Raw genomic sequence first — 17,424 nt, 5'->3', positions numbered from 1 at the left:
TTAGCCCACAGCCCGTGTAGCTCAGTTGGTAGAGCAGCGCACTCGTAACGCGAAGGTCGCAGGTTCGATTCCTGTCTCGGGCAAAAAGGCACCACAGTTTTCAGATGATCCCAGAATGGTTCTGAAGGCCAGACGAACCGGTATTCGTGCCCGTTCTTTTGTATCTGCGCAACCTTGATGACCCAGATGCATCCCCATTCCTTCGATCTAAGAGAACGACATGACCACGACAGAAATGACCCAGGAAGTGCGGCACGCAGAAGCCCTCAAGAAATACCTCGAGGAGTCGGCGCAGCTTAAGGAAGAGATCAAGGACCTGAGCGCTGATGATCAGCGCGACCAGATCCAGTGGGCATTCGAGGACGAGGCCGAGAGCCAGGGCTTCCAGCCTTGGGAACTGACCCTCAAGTACACCTGCACAGCGGAAGAATTCGAAGCTGCGCGCCTGGCCCTGCACAAAGAGGCGGCCGAGGTGCTGGGTGTCGAGTGGGAAGAGTATTGCGAGATGAACAATCTGGTGGTTTAGAAGCTACGGCAGGTTTCAAGCTGCAAGTGTCGCCAGGCGCCCTTGCAGCTTGAAGTTTGCAGCGACTCAGATACTGAGCCGCATCGACAGATCCACCGCCTTCACATCCTTGGTCATCGCGCCGATAGAGATGTAGTCCACGCCGGTCTCGGCAATGGGCAGCAAAGTGCTTTCGTTGATCCCGCCACTGGCTTCCAGCTTGGCCTTGCCGCCGTTCAAGCGCACGGCTTCGCGCATGTCGTCCAGGCTCAACTCATCCAGCATGATGATGTCGGCACCTGCCGCCAGGGCCTCGCGTAACTCCTCCAGGCTTTCCACTTCGACTTCCACCGGCTTGCCCGGGGCGATCTTGTGGGCGGCAGTAATGGCCTGTGCAATCCCCCCGCAGGCGGCGATATGGTTTTCCTTGATCAGGAACGCGTCATACAGACCGATGCGGTGATTGTGGCAACCGCCGCAGGTCACCGCGTACTTTTGCGCCAGGCGCAGCCCCGGCAGAGTCTTGCGGGTGTCCAGCAGCTTGACCTGGGTGGTGGCGACAAAGTCCGCCAGGTACTGCGCGCGGGTGGCCACGCCTGACAACAGTTGCAGGAAATTCAGCGCGCTGCGTTCGCCGGTCAGCAATGAGCGGGCAGGGCCTTCGAGGTGGAACAGCGCCTGGTTGGGGCTGACGCGTTCACCGTCGCGTACCTGCCAATGCACGGCAACCCGTGGGTCCAACTGGCGGAACACGGCATCGACCCAGGCGGTGCCACTGATAACCGCAGCATCACGGGTGATGATCGTGGCCTTGGCCAGGCGTTCGGCCGGGATCAGTTGCGCGGTGATATCGCCGCTGCCGATATCTTCCAGCAGTGCGCGGCGCACGTTGGCTTCGATTTCGGCGGTGAGGTCGGCGAGGCGTAGATTCGGCATAGCGGGCTCCACATACAAAGTGCCTCGATTATAGGGGCATGGCAGCGCCGAACCCAAGGTATGCCGGCATAACCTGGCTGATTACAAAGCCCGTACAGAGTTTGCTGGCGCTACAGGGTCTATTTGCAAGATAATCTCGCGCCTTGCAATTGGCGTCATAGCTTTGACGTCTCGGTGATCTACAAATAATCGTGGTAGCCGCCGGTATTCCATCGGTGGTTGTGGCGATCGTTCACAAAACCGAACCCCGTCGCTCCAGGAGGCCAGCATGCACAATGACGCAAAGGTGGTGCCGATCAACAGGATCGCCGCACAAGCGATGCCGTCGCCGCTCGCCCGCCTGCCTGTGATTGTGCTGCAGGTGCGTGACAAGGCCACGCAGCAACTCGACCGGGGGCTGCAGGAGTTGTTCGATAACGCCGACGACACTCTGTTCGAGATGGCCGACAAAGCCCGCAGCAGCGCCGACCACAATATTTTTTTTGAAGCCATGCGCGACCTGCGCCTCAAGCGCAAGAACTTCGAGCGCATGTTCATGGAACAGCTCTTCGACGCATTTGCCAACCTGGGGCAGGCCGGGCAAGGCGAGTTGCTGCTGCCGACGGTCTCCTACGAAGCAGCGCCCGGCGCGTGCGCCGATGACCTGGAAAAAGCCGTGGCCCTGGAGGCCATGCTCGACAAGGTCATGCACCGTGACGGCCTGGCCCTGGGGCAACTGACCGCCCGCCTCGGTGCGCTGCTGGGCAAGCACCTCGACGATCGGGAAAACCCCCTGGGCCCGGCGATGCTCTGCGAGTACTTCCTGCGGGCCGGGCGCAGCCTGGGGGTGGAGATCCGGGTCAAGCTGATCATTTTGAAACTGTTTGAAAAATACGTGCTCAGCGATGCCGACCTGCTGTACGGCGAGGCCAATCAGTTACTGGTGGCCACGGGTGTGCTGCCCGAGCTCAAGGCCGTACCCTCACGACGTCCCGGCGAACGTGCCAGCCGGGTCCGCCCGCCGGCGGAGGTAGCTCCGGCTGCCGACGCCCAGGCCGACGAGGGTGAGCAGCAAGTGTTCGCGGCCCTGCAGGAACTGTTGCTGACAGTGCGCGGCAGCGTCGCCCCGACCCTGGAGGCCAGCGCCCAGGCCCAGCCTATTTCCACCCGCGACCTGCTGCGTCTGCTCTCCCACTTACAGCAATATGTGCCAGACCCTGCGGTCGAGGACGATTTTGACCTGCGCCGCCAGTTGGAAGAACTGCTGACCCGGGTCAGCGTCAAGAGTGGCAAGTCGCGGGTGGTGGAGGATGCCGACGAGGACGTGATCAACCTGATCGCCATGTTGTTCGAGTTCATTCTCGACGACCGTACCTTGCCCGACTCCCTCAAGGCGTTGATTGCGCGCCTGCAGATTCCCATGTTGAAAGTGGCCGTGCTGGACAAAAGTTTTTTCAGCCGTGGCAGCCACCCGGCGCGGCGCCTGCTCAATGAAATCGGCACGGCCGCCTTGGGCTGGGGCAAGCGTGATGACTATCAGCGTGACAGTCTTTATGTGCGCATCGAGCAGGTGGTGCAGCGCCTGTTGAACGACTTTGTCGATGACCCGGCGATTTTCGCCGTACTTCTGCAGGAGTTCACCGCGTTTACCCAGGACGAGCGCCGCCGCAGTGAGCTGCTCGAACAGCGTACCCGCGACGCCGAAGAAGGGCGCGCCCGCACCGAACAGGCGCGGCAGCGGGTCGCCGATGCGGTGAATCAACGGTTGCGGGGCAAGGTCTTGCCGCACTTCGTGGTGCAGTTCCTGCAGCAGGCCTGGAGCCAGGTGTTGTTGCTCGAATGCCTCAAGCACGAGCAACCCTCGCCGCAGTGGCAGGCGCGGCTGCGGGTCATGGACGAATTGATCTGGAGTGTCGGCCTGAGTGAAGACACCGAAGCCGGCCGCCGCCTGCTGGAACAATTGCCCGCGTTGCTCAAGGCCCTGCGTGAGGGGCTGAGCGAGGCGGCGTTTGATTCCTTTGTGACCCGTGAGTTTTTTATCCAGTTGCAGGCCCTGCATACCCAGGCGTTCCAGGGGGCGGCGCTTCCCAATGTGACGCTGATCGAAGTGCGCGAAAACTCAGGCGCTGCGCCGCCGGTGGAGGCGGTCAGGCTGGCAGAGGACGATCCCGATCTGCTCAAGGTCCGGCAATTGCGCATCGGCAGTTGGGTCGAGTTCCGTGAAGATGAGGAAAACACCCTGCGCTGCAAGCTGACGGCGATCATTGCCCCGGCCAACAGCTATATATTTGTCAATCGCACTGGCCTCAAGGTCCTGGAAAAAACCTGCACGGAGCTGGCCCTGGAGTTCAAGCGTGGCGGGGTCCGCACCCTGGATGATGCACTGCTGTTCGACCGCGCGCTGGCGTCGGTGATTGGCAGCTTGCGCCAACTCAATCGCGCCAAGTGATCGCAACCACCCTGCGGATCACGGCATACTGAGCGCTCCCAAGTCGTGCGCAAGGAACCTGTATGCAGTTGGACCCCGCCAGCGGTTGGTGCCAGGGCATTGCCCATTGCCCGTCGCCCAACTTCAATGAACGCCCAGGCGGCGAGATTTCCCTGTTGGTGGTGCACAACATCAGCTTGCCACCGGCCCAGTTCGCCACGGGCAAAGTGCAGGCGTTTTTCCAGAATCGTCTGGATGTCACGGAACATCCCTACTTTGCAGGCATCGCTGACCTACGGGTATCCGCGCATTTTCTGATTGAGCGTGATGGTACGGTGACGCAATTTGTCTCCTGCCGGGACCGTGCCTGGCATGCTGGCGTCTCCTGTTTCGAGGGGCGCGAGACCTGCAATGACTTTTCCCTGGGGATCGAGCTTGAAGGGACCGACGACCAACCCTTTACCGACGCCCAGTACCATTCCCTGATCGAACTGAGTCGCCAATTGCTGGCCGCCTACCCGGGCATCACGCACCAGCGCATTTGCGGTCATAGTGACATCGCCCCAGGACGCAAGACCGATCCTGGACCGGCTTTTGATTGGGCGCGTTTTCGCGGCGCCTTGCAGGATGGAGGACATGCACAATGAGTTTCCTGGTGTTGGTGCTGGCAGTGTGGATCGAGAAATTCTCGGCCTTGCGTCAGCGGGTACAGCGTGATGGCCGTTGGCTGCGCCAACTGGCCCGGCTTGAGTCGAGCGCGCGGCTGGGCAAACAACCCTGGCTGATCCTGGCGCTGCTGGTGTTGCTGCCGGTGGCATTGCTGGGGCTGTTACTGCTGGTCCTGGAGCCGCTGGCCTATGGTTTGCTGGCGCTGCCGGTGCACCTGTTGGTGGTGATCTACAGCCTGGGCCGCGGCGATTTGCTGGGCCAGTTGGGGCCGTTTCGCGATGCCTGGCGCCGGGGTGACTTGCAAGCCGCTGAACACGTTGCCGAACGTGACCTGGGCATTGGCGCCGACAGCGGCGAGCAACTGCTGGAGCGGGTCCAGGGCCATTTGCTGTGGCAGGCCTATCAGAGTTTTTTTGCGGTGATTTTCTGGTACTTCCTCCTCGGCCCGGTGGTGGCCCTGGCCTACCGCCTGTTGGCCCTGGCCAGTGAACACGGGCAGAACCCGCTGGTGGTCGAGCGCGCCGGGCAATTGCGCCATGCGTTCGACTGGTTGCCGGTGCGGTTGCTGGCGGCGAGCTTTGCCTTGGTCGGCAATTTTGTCGCGGTCAGCCGGGTAATGCTGCATGAACTGTTGAACTGGGATATCAGTGCGGCGCAGTTGGTGGAAAAGGTTGGCCTGGTGGCCGGCGAAATTCCTGCACCGGTGGTCGGTGCCGAAGGGATCAACAGCCTGGATCGGTTGTGGGAACTGCTGCTGCGCGCGGCCGTGTTGTGGTACGCCGGGTTTGCGATCTGGACCGTCCTGCCCTGAAAAACACCTCTTGTGGGAGCGGGCTTGTGTGGGAGCGGGCTTGCCCGCGATGCGGTGTAGCAGTCAAAAAATCCGGTACTGACACACCGCTCCCACACAAGCCCGCTCCCACAAAGAGCCCGTAGTGGCTTCAAAAATCGGTCGGCCGCCAGGCCCCGCCGATCGCGTTAACCTTAAGTTACAAAACTTCCCGCCGATTTAAGCTATACAGACAGCGCGCCCAATAGTGGCTTTCTGCCGCTGCCCTGCGCCTTCAATAAAAATAAAAGAAAAGGGAGTTCATCTGTGAAGAGCTTGCTCTATCCCGCCATCGCGCTGATGAATCGCCTGAGCTTCGGCATGAAGTTCAGCCTGATCAGTGTGTTGTTTTTCCTGCCCATGCTGGTGACCAACTATTACCTGGTCCGCGATTCCTGGCGTGAGTTCCAGGGCACGCAGGTTGAGTTGCAGAGCCTGGACCTGTTGGGCAGCAGCCTGATCCTGCGGCGCGACCTGGAAACCCTGAACAATCAGGTGCAGATCAACGCCACCCTTGGGCAGGCGGGCAAGGCGGGGGATATCGAAAGTCAAATCAGCGCTTTGGAGCAGCGCGTACTGGAGCGTCTGCAAGGTTTCCAGGCGATGACGACCGATCCCGAGCAGGTCGCGGTGTTCGAGGGCAAGCGCGATGAGATGATTGCGGCCTTCAAGGCCCAGCAAAGCGAGTCTTCACTGCTGAGCAAAAGTGCCTTGATCGGCAAGTTACTGAACAAGGCGCAGATGTTCAGCCAGATCATTGCCAGCCAGTCGGGGTTGAGTCGTGATGTCCAGGGCGACGTGCGCCAACTCAGCGAACTGATTACCAGCGTCACTCCGCAAGTCACCCAGACCCTGGGCGAAGGCCGGGCCATGGGCGCATATTCCCTGGGCCAGGGCTTTCTCAACTCATCGTCCAGCACGCGTTTTGACGAACTGCTGCAGCAACTGGAAAAACTCCAGGCGGAATACGGTTTGAAAGTGCAGGACGCCCTGGGCTCCAGCAAGGCCGCCCATGGTTCACTGGATGCCTTGGCCCAAGCCAGCCAGGCCAGCCTCAAGCAGGGCAGCGAGCTGTTTGAAGAGCAGGTGGTGATGGCCGAAACCCTGGAGGCGCCGTGGCAGACCTTCTATGACGAAGTGACGGCCTTGATGGCCAAGACCTATCAACTGGACGACGCGACCCTGTCCTTCCTCGACCAGCAACTGCAGCAGCGCCTGGCCCAGAACCGTACGCACATGGTGCTGCTGGTCACAGCGCTGGCGGCGGTGTTCTTGTTGATTTTCTATCTGTACGGCGGCTTCTACGCCTCGACCCGCACCACCCTGCGCCACCTGGGGGCGATGATGGATAAGGTCGCTGCCGGGGACATGACTGTCAGCTTCAAGTCCCAGAGTCGCGATGAGCTGGGTGAATTGGGCGAAGTGTTCAATGGCACCGTGGCGAAAATCCACGACCTGATCGAGCGGGTAGGGCAGACCGTCCAGGAGGTCGAGCATCAGGCCGGGCAGGTGGAGTCGGTGTCGGCGCGCAGCAATCAGGCGGTGTCGGGCCAGCGCAGCCAGATCGAGCAGGTGGCGACGGCCATGAACCAAATGTCGGCGACTGCACATGAAGTGGCGCGCAGTGCCGCGGCGGCTGTCAGCAGTGCCCATAGCGTCAACGATGAAACCCTTAACGGGCGTGGCCTGGTGCAATCCCAGCAGGGCAGCATCGCGCTACTGGCATCGGAGATCGACCAGTCAGTGCTGGTGATCAACCAACTGGCCATCGACAGTCAATCCATCAGCAGCGTGCTGGAAGTGATCAAGAGCATCGCCGAACAAACCAACCTGCTGGCCCTGAACGCGGCCATCGAGGCGGCGCGGGCGGGGGAGCAGGGGCGTGGGTTTGCCGTGGTGGCCGATGAGGTGCGCACCCTGGCCCGGCGCACCCAGCACTCCACCGAAGAAATCGAGCAGATGATCGCCAAGTTGCACCAAGGCGTCGGCGCGGCCGTGAAGGCCATGGGCAGCAGTCATAAAATGGCCAGCGGCACGGTCGGGCAGTCGGAACAGGTCCAGTTGGCCCTGGAAAATATCCTCGGTGCGGTGGGCATGATCGTCGATCAGAACCAGCAAATCGCGGCGGCGGTGGAGCAGCAGACGGCGGTGGCCCACGACATCGACCAGAACATCGTCGAGATCAATCGGGCTGGCGAGCACGCGGCCCAGGGCGCGCACCAGACCGAAGAGGCCAGCCGGCAATTGTCCTTGCAGGTGATTGAGTTGAAAAAGCTGATCGGTGCCTTCCGCGTGTAAGACTTGGTTGTAGGCTTTATCCCTTTGCTATGTGGTGCATGTCCTGTTTTCCCGCGTGAGCTTTTTTTGCGCTGGGATTGGGTGAGAATTTGTTTCACCCCATCCAGCGCTTCCGGGAGGCAGGGCCATGACCGCGACAACTCCAGGCGTGAAAGGGCATTGCGCCCATTGCGATATCACCTTTGTGCTCAAGCCCTGGCAGCTCAATGCCATTGCACTCAACGAGCCCTTTGATTGCCCGTATTGCCACAAAGTCCTGCTGCTCAATTGCCCCAGGCAACTGCGTCAGTTGAAGTCCCTGGACAACCTGGCCCTGCTGCGCCCGAGCATGCTGGTGCTGACCTGCGTGGCCTTGTTGGTGGCCCTGGTGGTCGAGTGGGTCGGCTTGATCAGCAAGATCGGGCAATTGAATGTGTCGCTGGTGGCGATCCTGATTCACTTCCTGACCCTGCGCCACGCCCGCCACCGGCACCGCATGACCCTGACGCTAGAGGCGGTCAACCCCGTCATCGACGGGCCAGTGGAACACTTCGCAGGCGTTGCGGGTGCTCGCTTCGGCCAGCGCTGAAGGGCTGATGCCCATCAGTTCGGCCAGGGCGCTGCAGATGGCCGGCAGGTGTTGCGGGCTATTGCGTTGGCCGGGGTACATGGCGGGCGCCATGTCCGGCGAGTCGGTTTCCAGCACCACTGATTCCAGCGGCAGTTGGGCGATGACCTTGTGCATGCGCAGGGCCTGAGGCCAGGTTGGCGCGCCGCCCAGGCCCAGCTTGAACCCCAGCTTGATGTATTCGCGGGCTTCTTCGCGGCTGCCGGCGAAGGCATGGATGATCCCGCCCCGGGGCAGGCGAATGCGCTTGAGGGTGGCGATAACGGCCGCATGGCTGCGCCGCACATGCAGCAGCGCCGGCAACTGGAAGTCCACGGCCAACTGCAACTGGGCTTCAAACAGGGATTGCTGGCGTTCGCGGTCCAGGTGCGCCAGGAAGTAGTCCAGGCCGATTTCACCCACGGCGCAGAGCTGGCGATGGCCCTTGAGGCGGGTCAGCCAGTCGCCCAACTCGATCAGGTCTGCGGGGCGATGCTCATCCAGGTACACCGGGTGCAGGCCGAAGGCCCCGTGCAGGTCCGGGTCCTGTTGTGCCAGGTCCCATAGCCGCTGCCAATTGCGCTGGTACACCCCCAGCACCACCATGCGTCGTACGCCGAGCTGGCGACTGTGCCTGAGCACCTCGTCGCGATCAGCGTCGAAGTCCTCGAAGTCGAGGTGGGTGTGGCTGTCGATCAGCTCCACGCCTACGCCTCGTGAATCCGCTGCTTGAAGGTCCGGCCAATGGCATGCACACCCGGTTGGTAGTGTTGCTCTTCAATCGCCGCGAGTGCCAGGCGCAGGGCCGTCTCGGCGATCAGCGCGTGCTGCTGGGCCATGGCGTTGACCGGCAGCGGCAGAAAGTCCAGCAACTGGGTATCACCAAAAGTGCCCAGGCGCAGCGGCCGGGATTTGAGCGGGAAGTCATGCAGCGCGTCAAACACCCCTTGCAGCAGGACGTAGGAAGTCGTCACCAATGCATCGGGTAAATGCCCCAGGCGTTGCAGGAGTTCTTCCATCAACTGGCGACCGCAGTCGCGGCTGAAGGCTTCGCCTTGCTCGACCAGCACATCACCTTTGAAGTCTTCAAGTGCTTGCTGGAAACCTGCCGCGCGCTCCTGGCTGATGCTCAGCTCGGGGCGGGCACCGATCAGTACGATCTGCCGGGGCAGGGGTTGCAGCAGGCTGCTGGTCAATTGCTGGCAGGCCTGGCGGTCATCGCTGACCACCGAGCAGAACTGCTCGGCGTCCATTACCCGGTCGATGGCAATCACCGGCAGGCCCTTGGCTTGCAGTTCGCGATAGCTGTCATCGCTGGCGGGCAGGCAACTGGCGACGAACAGTGCATCGCAACGCCGCGCGCGAAACAGTTGCAGCAACTGACGCTCGCTGTTGGCATCGTCGTCGGAACTGGCGATCAGCAACTGATAGCCACGGGCCCGTGCGCCTTGTTCCAACAGCTTGGCGATCCGTGCATAACTGGGGTTTTCCAGGTCCGGCAGGATAAAGCCCAAGGTACGCGTGTGCCGGCTGCGCAATCCGGCGGCCTGGGGGTTGGGGGTAAAGCCGTGCTCCTCGACCACCGCCCGCACCCGTTCCACGGTGGCGCTGCTGATCCGTTGCTGTGCGGCCTTGCCATTGATGACGTAGCTGGCGGTGGTCACGGACACACCGGCTAAGCGTGCAATATCACTGAGTTTCAAACCGGGATTTCCTTGTTTTTTAGAGCTTGCCCCGACATTTTGTCCAATCGTAACCGATTCCTGCACGCGACCATTGTCGCAACTCAAGCGCCGAGCGGTGCTTCAAGGATGCAGAATTACCCAGTAATCTGCCATAAATTCTAGATTAAACGTTTCAGCAGGCGTATTTTTACGATGATCGCTGCTGAGTGCCTACTGCCAATTGACCACTCAGTCAGTTATTTTTGCACGGTTTAATCAAAACAATACCTAGTGCGCACCCCGCACTAACTAGGAGAAAGGCATGCTTGAGCTCACCGTAGAGCAGATATCCATGGGCCAGGTGGCTGTGGATAAGTCTGCTGCCTTGCAACTGCTCGCCGAAAAACTGGTGGCCGATGGCCTGGTCGCCGAGGGTTACCTGAGCGGCCTGCAAGCCCGTGAAGCGCAAGGCTCGACCTTCCTTGGCCAAGGTATTGCGATCCCCCACGGCACTCCCGAAACCCGCGACCAGGTATTCGCCACCGGCGTGCGCCTGCTGCAATTTCCCCAAGGCGTGGATTGGGGCGATGGCCAGATCGTCTACCTGGCGATTGGCATCGCGGCCAAATCCGATGAACACCTGCGCCTGCTGCAACTGCTGACCCGCGCCCTCGGTGAAACCGACCTGGGCCAGGCGCTGTGCCGCGCCACCTCGGCCGACGCCTTGCTCAAACTGCTGCAGGGTGCGCCCCAGGAGCTGGCGCTGGATGCACAGATGATCGGCCTGGGCGTGTCCGCCGACGATTTTGAAGAACTGGTGTGGCGCGGCGCGCGCCTGTTGCGCCAGGCCGATTGCGTGAGCAATGGTTTTGCTGCCGTGTTGCAGCAAGTCGATGCATTACCCCTGGGTGATGGCCTGTGGTGGCTGCACAGTGAACAAACGGTCAAGCGCCCGGGCCTGGCCTTTGTCACCCCGGACAAACCCATGCGCTACCTCGGCCAGCCATTGAGCGGCCTGTTCTGCCTGGCCAGCCTCGGTGAGGCCCACCAGGCCCTGCTTGAGCGCCTGTGCGCCTTGCTGATTGAAGGGCGCGGCCAGGAACTGGGGCGCGCCACCAGCAGCCGGGCGGTCCTCGAAGTACTGGGTGGCGAACTGCCCGCCGACTGGCCCAGCGCACGCATTGCCCTGGCCAATGCCCACGGCCTGCATGCGCGGCCGGCCAAGGCCCTGGCGCAACTGGCGAAGGGCTTCGACGGCGAGATCCGCGTGCGGATCGTCGACGGGCAGGGCGGCGCGGTGTCGGTCAAGAGCTTGAGCAAGCTGCTCAGCCTCGGCGCCCGCCGTGGCCAGGTGCTGGAGTTTGTCGCCGAGCCGGCGATTGCCGACGATGCGCTGCCGGCGTTGCTGGCGGCTGTGCAAGCGGGGCTCGGTGAAGACGTCGAGCCGCTGCCGGCCGTCAGCGCACGGGTTGAAGTCATCGAGGCCGAACCACCGCTCAGTGCGCCGCTCTCCGGCAGCCTGATTCAGGCAATCCCTGCGGCACCGGGGATCGCCATCGGTCCGGCCCATATCCAAGTGTTGCAGCCTTTCGATTATCCACTGCGGGGCGAGTCGGCCAGCGCCGAGCGCGAGCGCCTATCCGCTGCGCTGCGTGATGTGCGCCACGATATCCAGGGCTTGATCGAGCGCAGCACGTCCAAGGCGATCCGCGAGATTTTCATCACCCACCAGGAAATGCTCGACGACCCGGAACTGACCGACGAAGTCGACACCCGCCTCAAGCAAGGCGAAAGCGCCGAAGCGGCGTGGATGAGCGTGATCGAAGCGGCCGCCAAACAGCAGGAGTCCTTGCAGGACGCGCTGCTCGCCGAACGCGCCGCCGACCTTCGGGATATCGGCCGGCGGGTGCTGGCGCAACTGTGTGGCATCGACACCCCGCAGGAGCCCGACGAACCTTACATTCTGGTGATGGATGAGGTCGGCCCGTCGGATGTGGCGCGCCTCGACCCGACGCGCGTGGCGGGGATCCTCACCGCACGCGGGGGGGCCACCGCCCACAGTGCCATCGTCGCCCGCGCCCTGGGGATTCCCGCATTGGTTGGCGCGGGGCCGGCGGTCTTGCTGCTGGCCTCGGGCACGCCACTGTTGCTCGACGGCCAGCGTGGGCGCCTGCATGTGGATGCCGATGCCGGAACCTTGCAGCGCGCCACGCAGGAGCGCGACACCCGCGAACAACGCCTGCAGGCCGCCGCCGCCCAGCGCCATGAACCGGCCATGACCCGTGATGGGCATGCCGTGGAAGTGTTCGCCAATATCGGCGAAAGCGCAGGAGTGGCGGCGGCGGTCGAGCAGGGCGCCGAAGGCATTGGCCTGCTGCGTACCGAACTGATTTTCATGGCCCATTCCCAGGCCCCGGACGAAGCCACCCAGGAAGCTGAATACCGCCGGGTGCTCGACGGCCTGGCTGGGCGACCGCTGGTGGTGCGCACCCTGGATGTGGGCGGTGATAAACCCCTGCCTTACTGGCCGATTGCCAAAGAAGAAAACCCGTTCCTGGGTGTGCGCGGCATCCGCCTGACCCTGCAACGCCCGCAGATCATGGAAACCCAACTGCGTGCGCTGTTGCGTTCGGCGGACGGTCGCCCGCTGCGCATCATGTTTCCCATGGTCGGCAGCGTCGATGAGTGGCGCCAGGCCCGGGACATGACCGAGCGCCTGCGCGAGCAGATCCCGGTAGCGGACCTGCAACTGGGGATCATGATCGAAGTGCCTTCGGCGGCCTTGCTGGCGCCAGTACTGGCCCAGGAAGTGGACTTCTTCAGCATTGGCACCAATGACCTGACCCAGTACACCCTGGCCATCGACCGTGGGCATCCCACCCTGTCGGCCCAGGCTGACGGGCTGCACCCGGCAGTGCTGCAACTGATCGACATCACCGTGCGCGCCGCCCATGCCCATGGCAAATGGGTCGGGGTGTGCGGTGAGCTGGCGGCCGACCCGCTGGCCGTGCCGGTGCTGGTCGGCCTTGGCGTCGACGAGTTGAGCGTGTCGGCCCGCAGCATTCCCGAGGTCAAGGCCCGGGTCCGTGAATTCACCCTGAGCGAGGCCCAGACCCTCGCACAAAACGCCTTGGCCGTGGGCTCTCCCGCGCAAGTGCGCGCCCTTGTGGAGGCTGTGTAAATGGCAAGGATTCTAAGCCTGACGCTGAACCCGGCGTTGGACCTGACCGTACAACTGGCGCGCCTGGAGCCCGGGGCGGTCAATCGTAGCCAGGCCATGCTGACCCATGCGGCGGGCAAGGGCGTGAATGTCGCCCAGGTGTTGGCGGACCTTGGCCATCAAGTGACGGTTGGCGGATTCCTGGGGGCAGACAATCCCCAGGCGTTCGACGCGTTGATTGCCCGTCGGGGTTTTGTCGATGCGTTTATTCGTGTGCCGGGGGAAACCCGCAGCAATATCAAAATCGCTGAGCACGACGGCCGGGTGACCGATATCAACGCCCCGGGGCCACAGGTCAGCGCGCAGGCGCAAGAGGCGATGCTTGAGCAGTTGACGCGGATTGCCCCCGGCCATGATGTGGTGGTGGTCGCTGGCAGTCTGCCCCGTGGGGTCAGCCCGCAGTGGCTGTACGCCTTGTTGCAGCACCTGAAAACCCTGGGTCTCAAAGTCGCCCTGGACACCAGCGGCGAGGCTTTGCGTGCCGGGTTGCAGGCCGCTCCCTGGTTGATCAAGCCCAACACCGAAGAACTGGCCGATGCGCTGGATTGCCCAGCCGACACGCCTGCGCAACAGGCCCAGGCGGCCAAGCGCCTGCATGCGCAAGGTGTGGAGCATGTGGTGGTGTCCCAGGGTGCCGAGGGGGTCAATTGGTTCACTGCAAACGGCGCGTTCCATGCCACGCCGCCCCGCGTCACCGTCGCCAGTACGGTGGGCGCGGGTGACTCGTTGCTGGCCGGCATGCTCCACGGTCTGCTGGTACAGGACAGCGCACATACGACCCTGGCGCGGGCCACGGCCATCGCCGCCATGGCCGTCACACAGATCGGTTTCGGCATCAGCGATGACGCGCACCTGGCGCGCCTCGAAAGCGGCGTGCAAGTACGCCCGCTGACAGAACAATAAGAGGGGTTGTCATGAAGTTAGCCATTGTTACCGCCTGCCCCAACGGCATGGTCACCAGTGTGCTGTGCGCCCGCTTGCTGGACGCCGCCGCACAACGCCAGGGCTGGAGCACCAGCGTGGAAGTGGTGGACGTGAACCACCCCGAGCGCGCCCTTTCCCAGGCCACCCTCGACGCGGCCGAATGGGTGTTGCTGGTCGCCAGCACGCCCGTGGACATGCAGCGCTTTGTCGGCAAGCGCGTGTACCAGAGCACTCCGGCCCAGGCGTTACAGGACGTTGAAGCGGTGCTGCAACGGGGCGCGCAAGAGGCCCAGTTGTACGTTGCCAGCACCACAGTGCCGACGGTAAAAAACGTGCCGCGCATTGTCGCCATCACCGCCTGCCCCACCGGCGTGGCCCACACTTTTATGGCCGCCGAAGCGTTGCAGCAGGCCGCCAAGGCCAAGGGTTACGACCTGCAGGTGGAAACCCAGGGCTCGGTAGGCGCACGTACGCCCCTGACCGAGCAAGCCATTCGCGATGCCGACGTGGTGCTGCTGGCCGCCGATATCGAAGTGGCCACCGAGCGCTTTGCCGGCAAGAAAATCTACCGCTGTGGCACTGGCATTGCGCTCAAGCAGTCCGCCGCGATCCTCGATAAAGCCCTGGCCGAAGGCCAGCAGGAAAGCGCCGCCAGCGGTACGGCGGCCAAACCAGAGAAAACCGGGGTCTACAAACACCTGCTGACCGGCGTGTCATTCATGTTGCCGATGGTCGTGGCCGGGGGCTTGTTGATTGCCCTGTCCTTCGTCTTCGGTATTCACGCCTACGAAGAGCCCGGCACCCTGGCGGCGGCCCTCAAAGCGGTCGGCGACCATGCCTTCACCCTGATGGTGCCGCTGCTCGCCGGCTACATCGCCTATTCGATTGCCGACCGTCCGGGCCTCGCGCCGGGGATGATCGGCGGCCTGTTGGCCAGCACCCTGGGCGCAGGTTTTATCGGCGGGATCTTTGCCGGTTTCCTCGCCGGCTACAGCGTCAAGCTGATTACCCGCGCGGTGCCATTGCCGCAGAGCCTGGAGTCGCTCAAGCCGATCCTGATCATCCCGTTGCTGGCGAGCCTGATCACCGGCCTGGCGATGATCTACCTGATCGGCCCGCCGGTGGCGCAGATGCTAGTGGGCCTGACGGACTTCCTCAGCACCATGGGCACCACCAATGCGGTGCTGCTGGGCATCCTGCTGGGCGGGATGATGTGCGCCGACCTTGGCGGGCCGATCAACAAGGCGGCCTACGCGTTCTCCGTCGGCCTGCTGGCCTCCCAGAGCGGCGCACCGATGGCCGCCACCATGGCCGCGGGCATGGTGCCGCCGATTGGCATGGCAATCGCCACGTTCCTGGCCCGGCGCAAGTTCGCCCAGACCGAGCGCGAGGCCGGCAAGGCTGCGTTGATCCTGGGCATGTGCTTTATCTCCGAAGGCGCCATCCCGTTTGCCGCCAAGGACCCGCTACGGGTGATCCCGGCTAGCATCGCCGGCGGCGCATTGACCGGTGCCTTGTCGATGTACTTCGGCTGCAAGCTGATGGCCCCCCACGGCGGGCTGTTTGTGATGCTGATCCCGAACACCATCAACCATGCGCTGTTGTACCTGTTGGCGATCGTCGCTGGCAGCGTGCTCACCGGCTTGGTGTATGCCGTGATCAAGCGCCCCGAGGCCGTCGCCTCAATGTAGGTGTCGGCGCCTGTCATCTGTGCTTCATCCGCCCATGCTTTAGTTTTCCTTTTGCTGTGCAGAGGGAAAGCCATGAGCCACTTCAACCCCGGCCGTCGCCGGGTGATTCAGGGTGTCGGCGCCGGCCTGCTGTTGCCGGGGCTGGCACCGGCGGTGATCGCGTCGGTCAAGGACCGGCCGCAGTTGACCGATGGCGTGCAGTCCGGCGACTTGCTGGGCGACCGCGCCATGATCTGGAGTCGCTGCGACCGCCCGGCACGGATGGTGGTCGAGTGGGATACCCGCAGCCTGTTCAGCAACCCGCGCCGATTCATCTCGTCTTTGGCCGACAGCCGCAGCGACTTCACCGCCCGCGTCGAGTTGACCGGGCTGCCCGCCGACCAGGCGATTTTCTACCGTGTGCAATTTGAGGACGCGCAGACCGGCGTGGCCAGCGAGCCCTGGTTCGGCCACTTGCGCAGCGTGCCGCAACAGCGCCGCGATATCCGCTTTGTGTGGAGCGGCGACACCGTCGGCCAGGGCTTCGGCATCAACCCGGACATCGGCGGCATGCGCATCTACGAAGCCATGCGTCTGCGCCTGCCGGATTTTTTTATCCACAGCGGCGACACCATCTACGCCGACGGCCCGGTGCCGGCGCAACTGACCACCGAAAGCGGGCGTATCTGGCGCAACCTCACCACCGAGGCCAAGAGCAAAGTCGCCGAAACCCTGGATGAATACCGTGGTAACTATCGCTACAACCTGATGGACGAGAACGTGCGCCGCTTCAATGCCCAGGTGCCGCAGATCTGGCAATGGGACGATCACGAAGTGGTCAACAACTGGTCGCCTGGCAAGCAACTGGACGAGCGTTACCAGACCAAGGACATCACCACCCTGGTGGGCCGCGCACGCCAGGCCTGGCTGGAATATGCGCCGATGCGCTTGCAGAGCGCCGATCAGGGCGGGCGCATCTACCGCAAGCTCAGCTACGGGCCGTTGCTCGATGTGTTTGTCCTGGACATGCGCAGCTATCGTGAGGCCAACGATGGCAACCTGGGCGCTGCCAAACCGTTTCTGGGGCGGGCGCAATTGGACTGGCTCAAGGGCGGACTCAAGGCATCGAAGGCGCAGTGGAAGGTGATTGCCGCCGACATGCCTATCGGCCTCGGCGTGCCCGACGGCGAAGTCAGCCCCGGTGTGCCGCGCTGGGAAGCGGTGGCCAACGGCGACCCTGGCGCGGCCCAGGGCCGTGAGCTGGAAATTGCCGAGTTACTCGGTTTTCTGCGCGCGCAACAGGTGCGCAACCATGTGTGGCTGACCGCCGATGTGCACTACTGCGCGGCGCACCACTACCACCCGGACCGGGCGGCGTTCCAGGATTTCGAGCCGTTCTGGGAGTTTGTCGCGGGGCCCTTGAATGCAGGGAGCTTCGGGCCCAATCCGCTGGATAAAACCTTTGGCCCGCAGGTGGTGTTTGAAAAAGCCCCACCGGCGCAAAACACGTCGCCGTTTGCCGGGTTCCAGTTTTTTGGCGAGGTGCAGATTGATGGGCAAACGGCGGAGCTGACGGTCACGTTGCGCGACCTGGATGGCGTGTCGGTATTCGAACAAAAACTCCAACCCACCTGACCTGAAATGCGCCCAAACCTGTGGGAGCAGGCTTGCCCGCGATTGCGATAGATCAGCCAGCCAATCGGTTACTGACAGACC

General features: G+C 63.0%; 13 protein-coding genes, 1 tRNA gene and 1 pseudogene. 12 read left to right on the top strand and 3 right to left on the bottom strand.

Annotation, left to right across the window (positions count from 1 at the left end):
- The first annotated feature begins 10 nt into the window (after window positions 1–10).
- Both PSFL_RS02930 and PSFL_RS02925 read left to right on the top strand, forming a co-directional pair.
- Window positions 11–83, top strand: a tRNA-Thr gene (locus tag PSFL_RS02930).
- 137 nt (window positions 84–220) lie between these two features.
- Window positions 221–526, top strand: coding sequence for a DUF6388 family protein (locus PSFL_RS02925; protein ID WP_057444407.1), 306 nt, complete (start codon window positions 221–223; stop codon window positions 524–526).
- 66 nt (window positions 527–592) lie between these two features.
- Here PSFL_RS02925 and nadC read toward each other — a convergent pair whose 3' ends face one another.
- Window positions 593–1,441, bottom strand: a complete 849-nt coding sequence (nadC, locus tag PSFL_RS02920; protein WP_057958406.1) for a carboxylating nicotinate-nucleotide diphosphorylase — start codon at window positions 1,439–1,441, stop codon at window positions 593–595.
- A gap of 268 nt (window positions 1,442–1,709) precedes the next feature.
- On the opposite strand from nadC, the gene PSFL_RS02915 reads away from it, so the two are divergent.
- The 6 genes and pseudogenes from PSFL_RS02915 to PSFL_RS02890 all read left to right on the top strand — a co-directional run bounded on the left by PSFL_RS02915 (window position 1,710) and on the right by PSFL_RS02890 (window position 8,212).
- Window positions 1,710–3,869: a DUF1631 domain-containing protein gene (locus PSFL_RS02915; RefSeq protein WP_169989531.1), complete on the top strand. Its 2,160-nt coding sequence runs from the start codon at window positions 1,710–1,712 to the stop codon at window positions 3,867–3,869.
- A gap of 62 nt (window positions 3,870–3,931) precedes the next feature.
- On the top strand, window positions 3,932–4,495 hold the full coding sequence (gene ampD / locus PSFL_RS02910; RefSeq protein ID WP_128592790.1) for a 1,6-anhydro-N-acetylmuramyl-L-alanine amidase AmpD: 564 nt from the start codon (window positions 3,932–3,934) through the stop codon (window positions 4,493–4,495).
- Complete coding sequence (ampE, locus tag PSFL_RS02905) at window positions 4,492–5,328, top strand: regulatory signaling modulator protein AmpE (RefSeq protein WP_057441051.1); 837 nt, start codon at window positions 4,492–4,494, stop codon at window positions 5,326–5,328. The genes ampD and ampE overlap by 4 nt, the downstream gene beginning before the upstream one ends.
- A gap of 318 nt (window positions 5,329–5,646) precedes the next feature.
- Window positions 5,647–6,738 (top strand): annotated as a pseudogene (locus PSFL_RS02900) (methyl-accepting chemotaxis protein); the annotation flags it as partial.
- Window positions 6,715–7,644, top strand: coding sequence for a methyl-accepting chemotaxis protein (locus tag PSFL_RS02895; RefSeq protein WP_370693753.1), 930 nt, complete (start codon window positions 6,715–6,717; stop codon window positions 7,642–7,644). The pseudogene PSFL_RS02900 and the gene PSFL_RS02895, both read left to right, overlap by 24 nt.
- Before the next feature lie 127 nt (window positions 7,645–7,771).
- Window positions 7,772–8,212 (top strand): hypothetical protein, encoded by a 441-nt coding sequence (locus PSFL_RS02890; protein WP_057958408.1) that lies wholly within the window; start codon window positions 7,772–7,774, stop codon window positions 8,210–8,212.
- On the opposite strand, the gene PSFL_RS02885 is transcribed toward PSFL_RS02890, so the two are convergent.
- Window positions 8,132–8,935, bottom strand: coding sequence for a TatD family hydrolase (locus PSFL_RS02885; protein ID WP_057441044.1), 804 nt, complete (start codon window positions 8,933–8,935; stop codon window positions 8,132–8,134). The two genes, PSFL_RS02890 and PSFL_RS02885, sit on opposite strands and share 81 nt — an antisense overlap.
- A 2-nt stretch (window positions 8,936–8,937) precedes the next feature.
- Window positions 8,938–9,933 (bottom strand): catabolite repressor/activator, encoded by a 996-nt coding sequence (gene cra / locus PSFL_RS02880; protein WP_397469675.1) that lies wholly within the window; start codon window positions 9,931–9,933, stop codon window positions 8,938–8,940.
- A gap of 283 nt (window positions 9,934–10,216) precedes the next feature.
- Between cra and ptsP the strand changes: the two genes are divergently transcribed.
- The 4 genes from ptsP to PSFL_RS02860 all read left to right on the top strand — a co-directional run bounded on the left by ptsP (window position 10,217) and on the right by PSFL_RS02860 (window position 17,343).
- A complete protein-coding gene (gene ptsP / locus PSFL_RS02875; RefSeq protein ID WP_315492094.1) occupies window positions 10,217–13,075 on the top strand; it encodes a phosphoenolpyruvate--protein phosphotransferase in 2,859 nt (952 codons plus the stop codon).
- Entirely contained in the window at window positions 13,076–14,017 is a 942-nt protein-coding gene (gene pfkB, locus PSFL_RS02870; RefSeq protein WP_057958412.1) for a 1-phosphofructokinase, read from the top strand.
- Between the two features lie 11 nt (window positions 14,018–14,028).
- Window positions 14,029–15,729: a PTS fructose-like transporter subunit IIB gene (locus PSFL_RS02865; protein WP_170044042.1), complete on the top strand. Its 1,701-nt coding sequence runs from the start codon at window positions 14,029–14,031 to the stop codon at window positions 15,727–15,729.
- A 72-nt stretch (window positions 15,730–15,801) separates the two neighbouring features.
- Window positions 15,802–17,343, top strand: a complete 1,542-nt coding sequence (locus PSFL_RS02860) for an alkaline phosphatase (protein ID WP_170044043.1) — start codon at window positions 15,802–15,804, stop codon at window positions 17,341–17,343.
- Window positions 17,344–17,424 lie beyond the last annotated feature (81 nt).

This window comes from Pseudomonas sp. DD1 (assembly GCF_044510355.1).
GTDB lineage: Bacteria > Pseudomonadota > Gammaproteobacteria > Pseudomonadales > Pseudomonadaceae > Aquipseudomonas > Aquipseudomonas shahriarae.
The sequence above is the reverse complement of the archived record's forward strand: the minus strand, read 5'-3'. Positions and strand labels throughout refer to the sequence as shown.

What these genes read in the sequence shown, in the direction of transcription:
- PSFL_RS02925 (WP_057444407.1), top strand. Translation starts at nt 221, where the DNA reads ATGACCACGACAGAAATGACCCAGGAAGTGCGGCACGCAGAAGCCCTC.
- nadC (WP_057958406.1), bottom strand. Translation starts at nt 1,441, where the DNA reads ATGCCGAATCTACGCCTCGCCGACCTCACCGCCGAAATCGAAGCCAAC.
- PSFL_RS02915 (WP_169989531.1), top strand. Translation starts at nt 1,710, where the DNA reads ATGCACAATGACGCAAAGGTGGTGCCGATCAACAGGATCGCCGCACAA.
- ampD (WP_128592790.1), top strand. Translation starts at nt 3,932, where the DNA reads ATGCAGTTGGACCCCGCCAGCGGTTGGTGCCAGGGCATTGCCCATTGC.
- ampE (WP_057441051.1), top strand. Translation starts at nt 4,492, where the DNA reads ATGAGTTTCCTGGTGTTGGTGCTGGCAGTGTGGATCGAGAAATTCTCG.
- PSFL_RS02895 (WP_370693753.1), top strand. Translation starts at nt 6,715, where the DNA reads ATGACTGTCAGCTTCAAGTCCCAGAGTCGCGATGAGCTGGGTGAATTG.
- PSFL_RS02890 (WP_057958408.1), top strand. Translation starts at nt 7,772, where the DNA reads ATGACCGCGACAACTCCAGGCGTGAAAGGGCATTGCGCCCATTGCGAT.
- ptsP (WP_315492094.1), top strand. Translation starts at nt 10,217, where the DNA reads ATGCTTGAGCTCACCGTAGAGCAGATATCCATGGGCCAGGTGGCTGTG.
- pfkB (WP_057958412.1), top strand. Translation starts at nt 13,076, where the DNA reads ATGGCAAGGATTCTAAGCCTGACGCTGAACCCGGCGTTGGACCTGACC.
- PSFL_RS02865 (WP_170044042.1), top strand. Translation starts at nt 14,029, where the DNA reads ATGAAGTTAGCCATTGTTACCGCCTGCCCCAACGGCATGGTCACCAGT.
- PSFL_RS02860 (WP_170044043.1), top strand. Translation starts at nt 15,802, where the DNA reads ATGAGCCACTTCAACCCCGGCCGTCGCCGGGTGATTCAGGGTGTCGGC.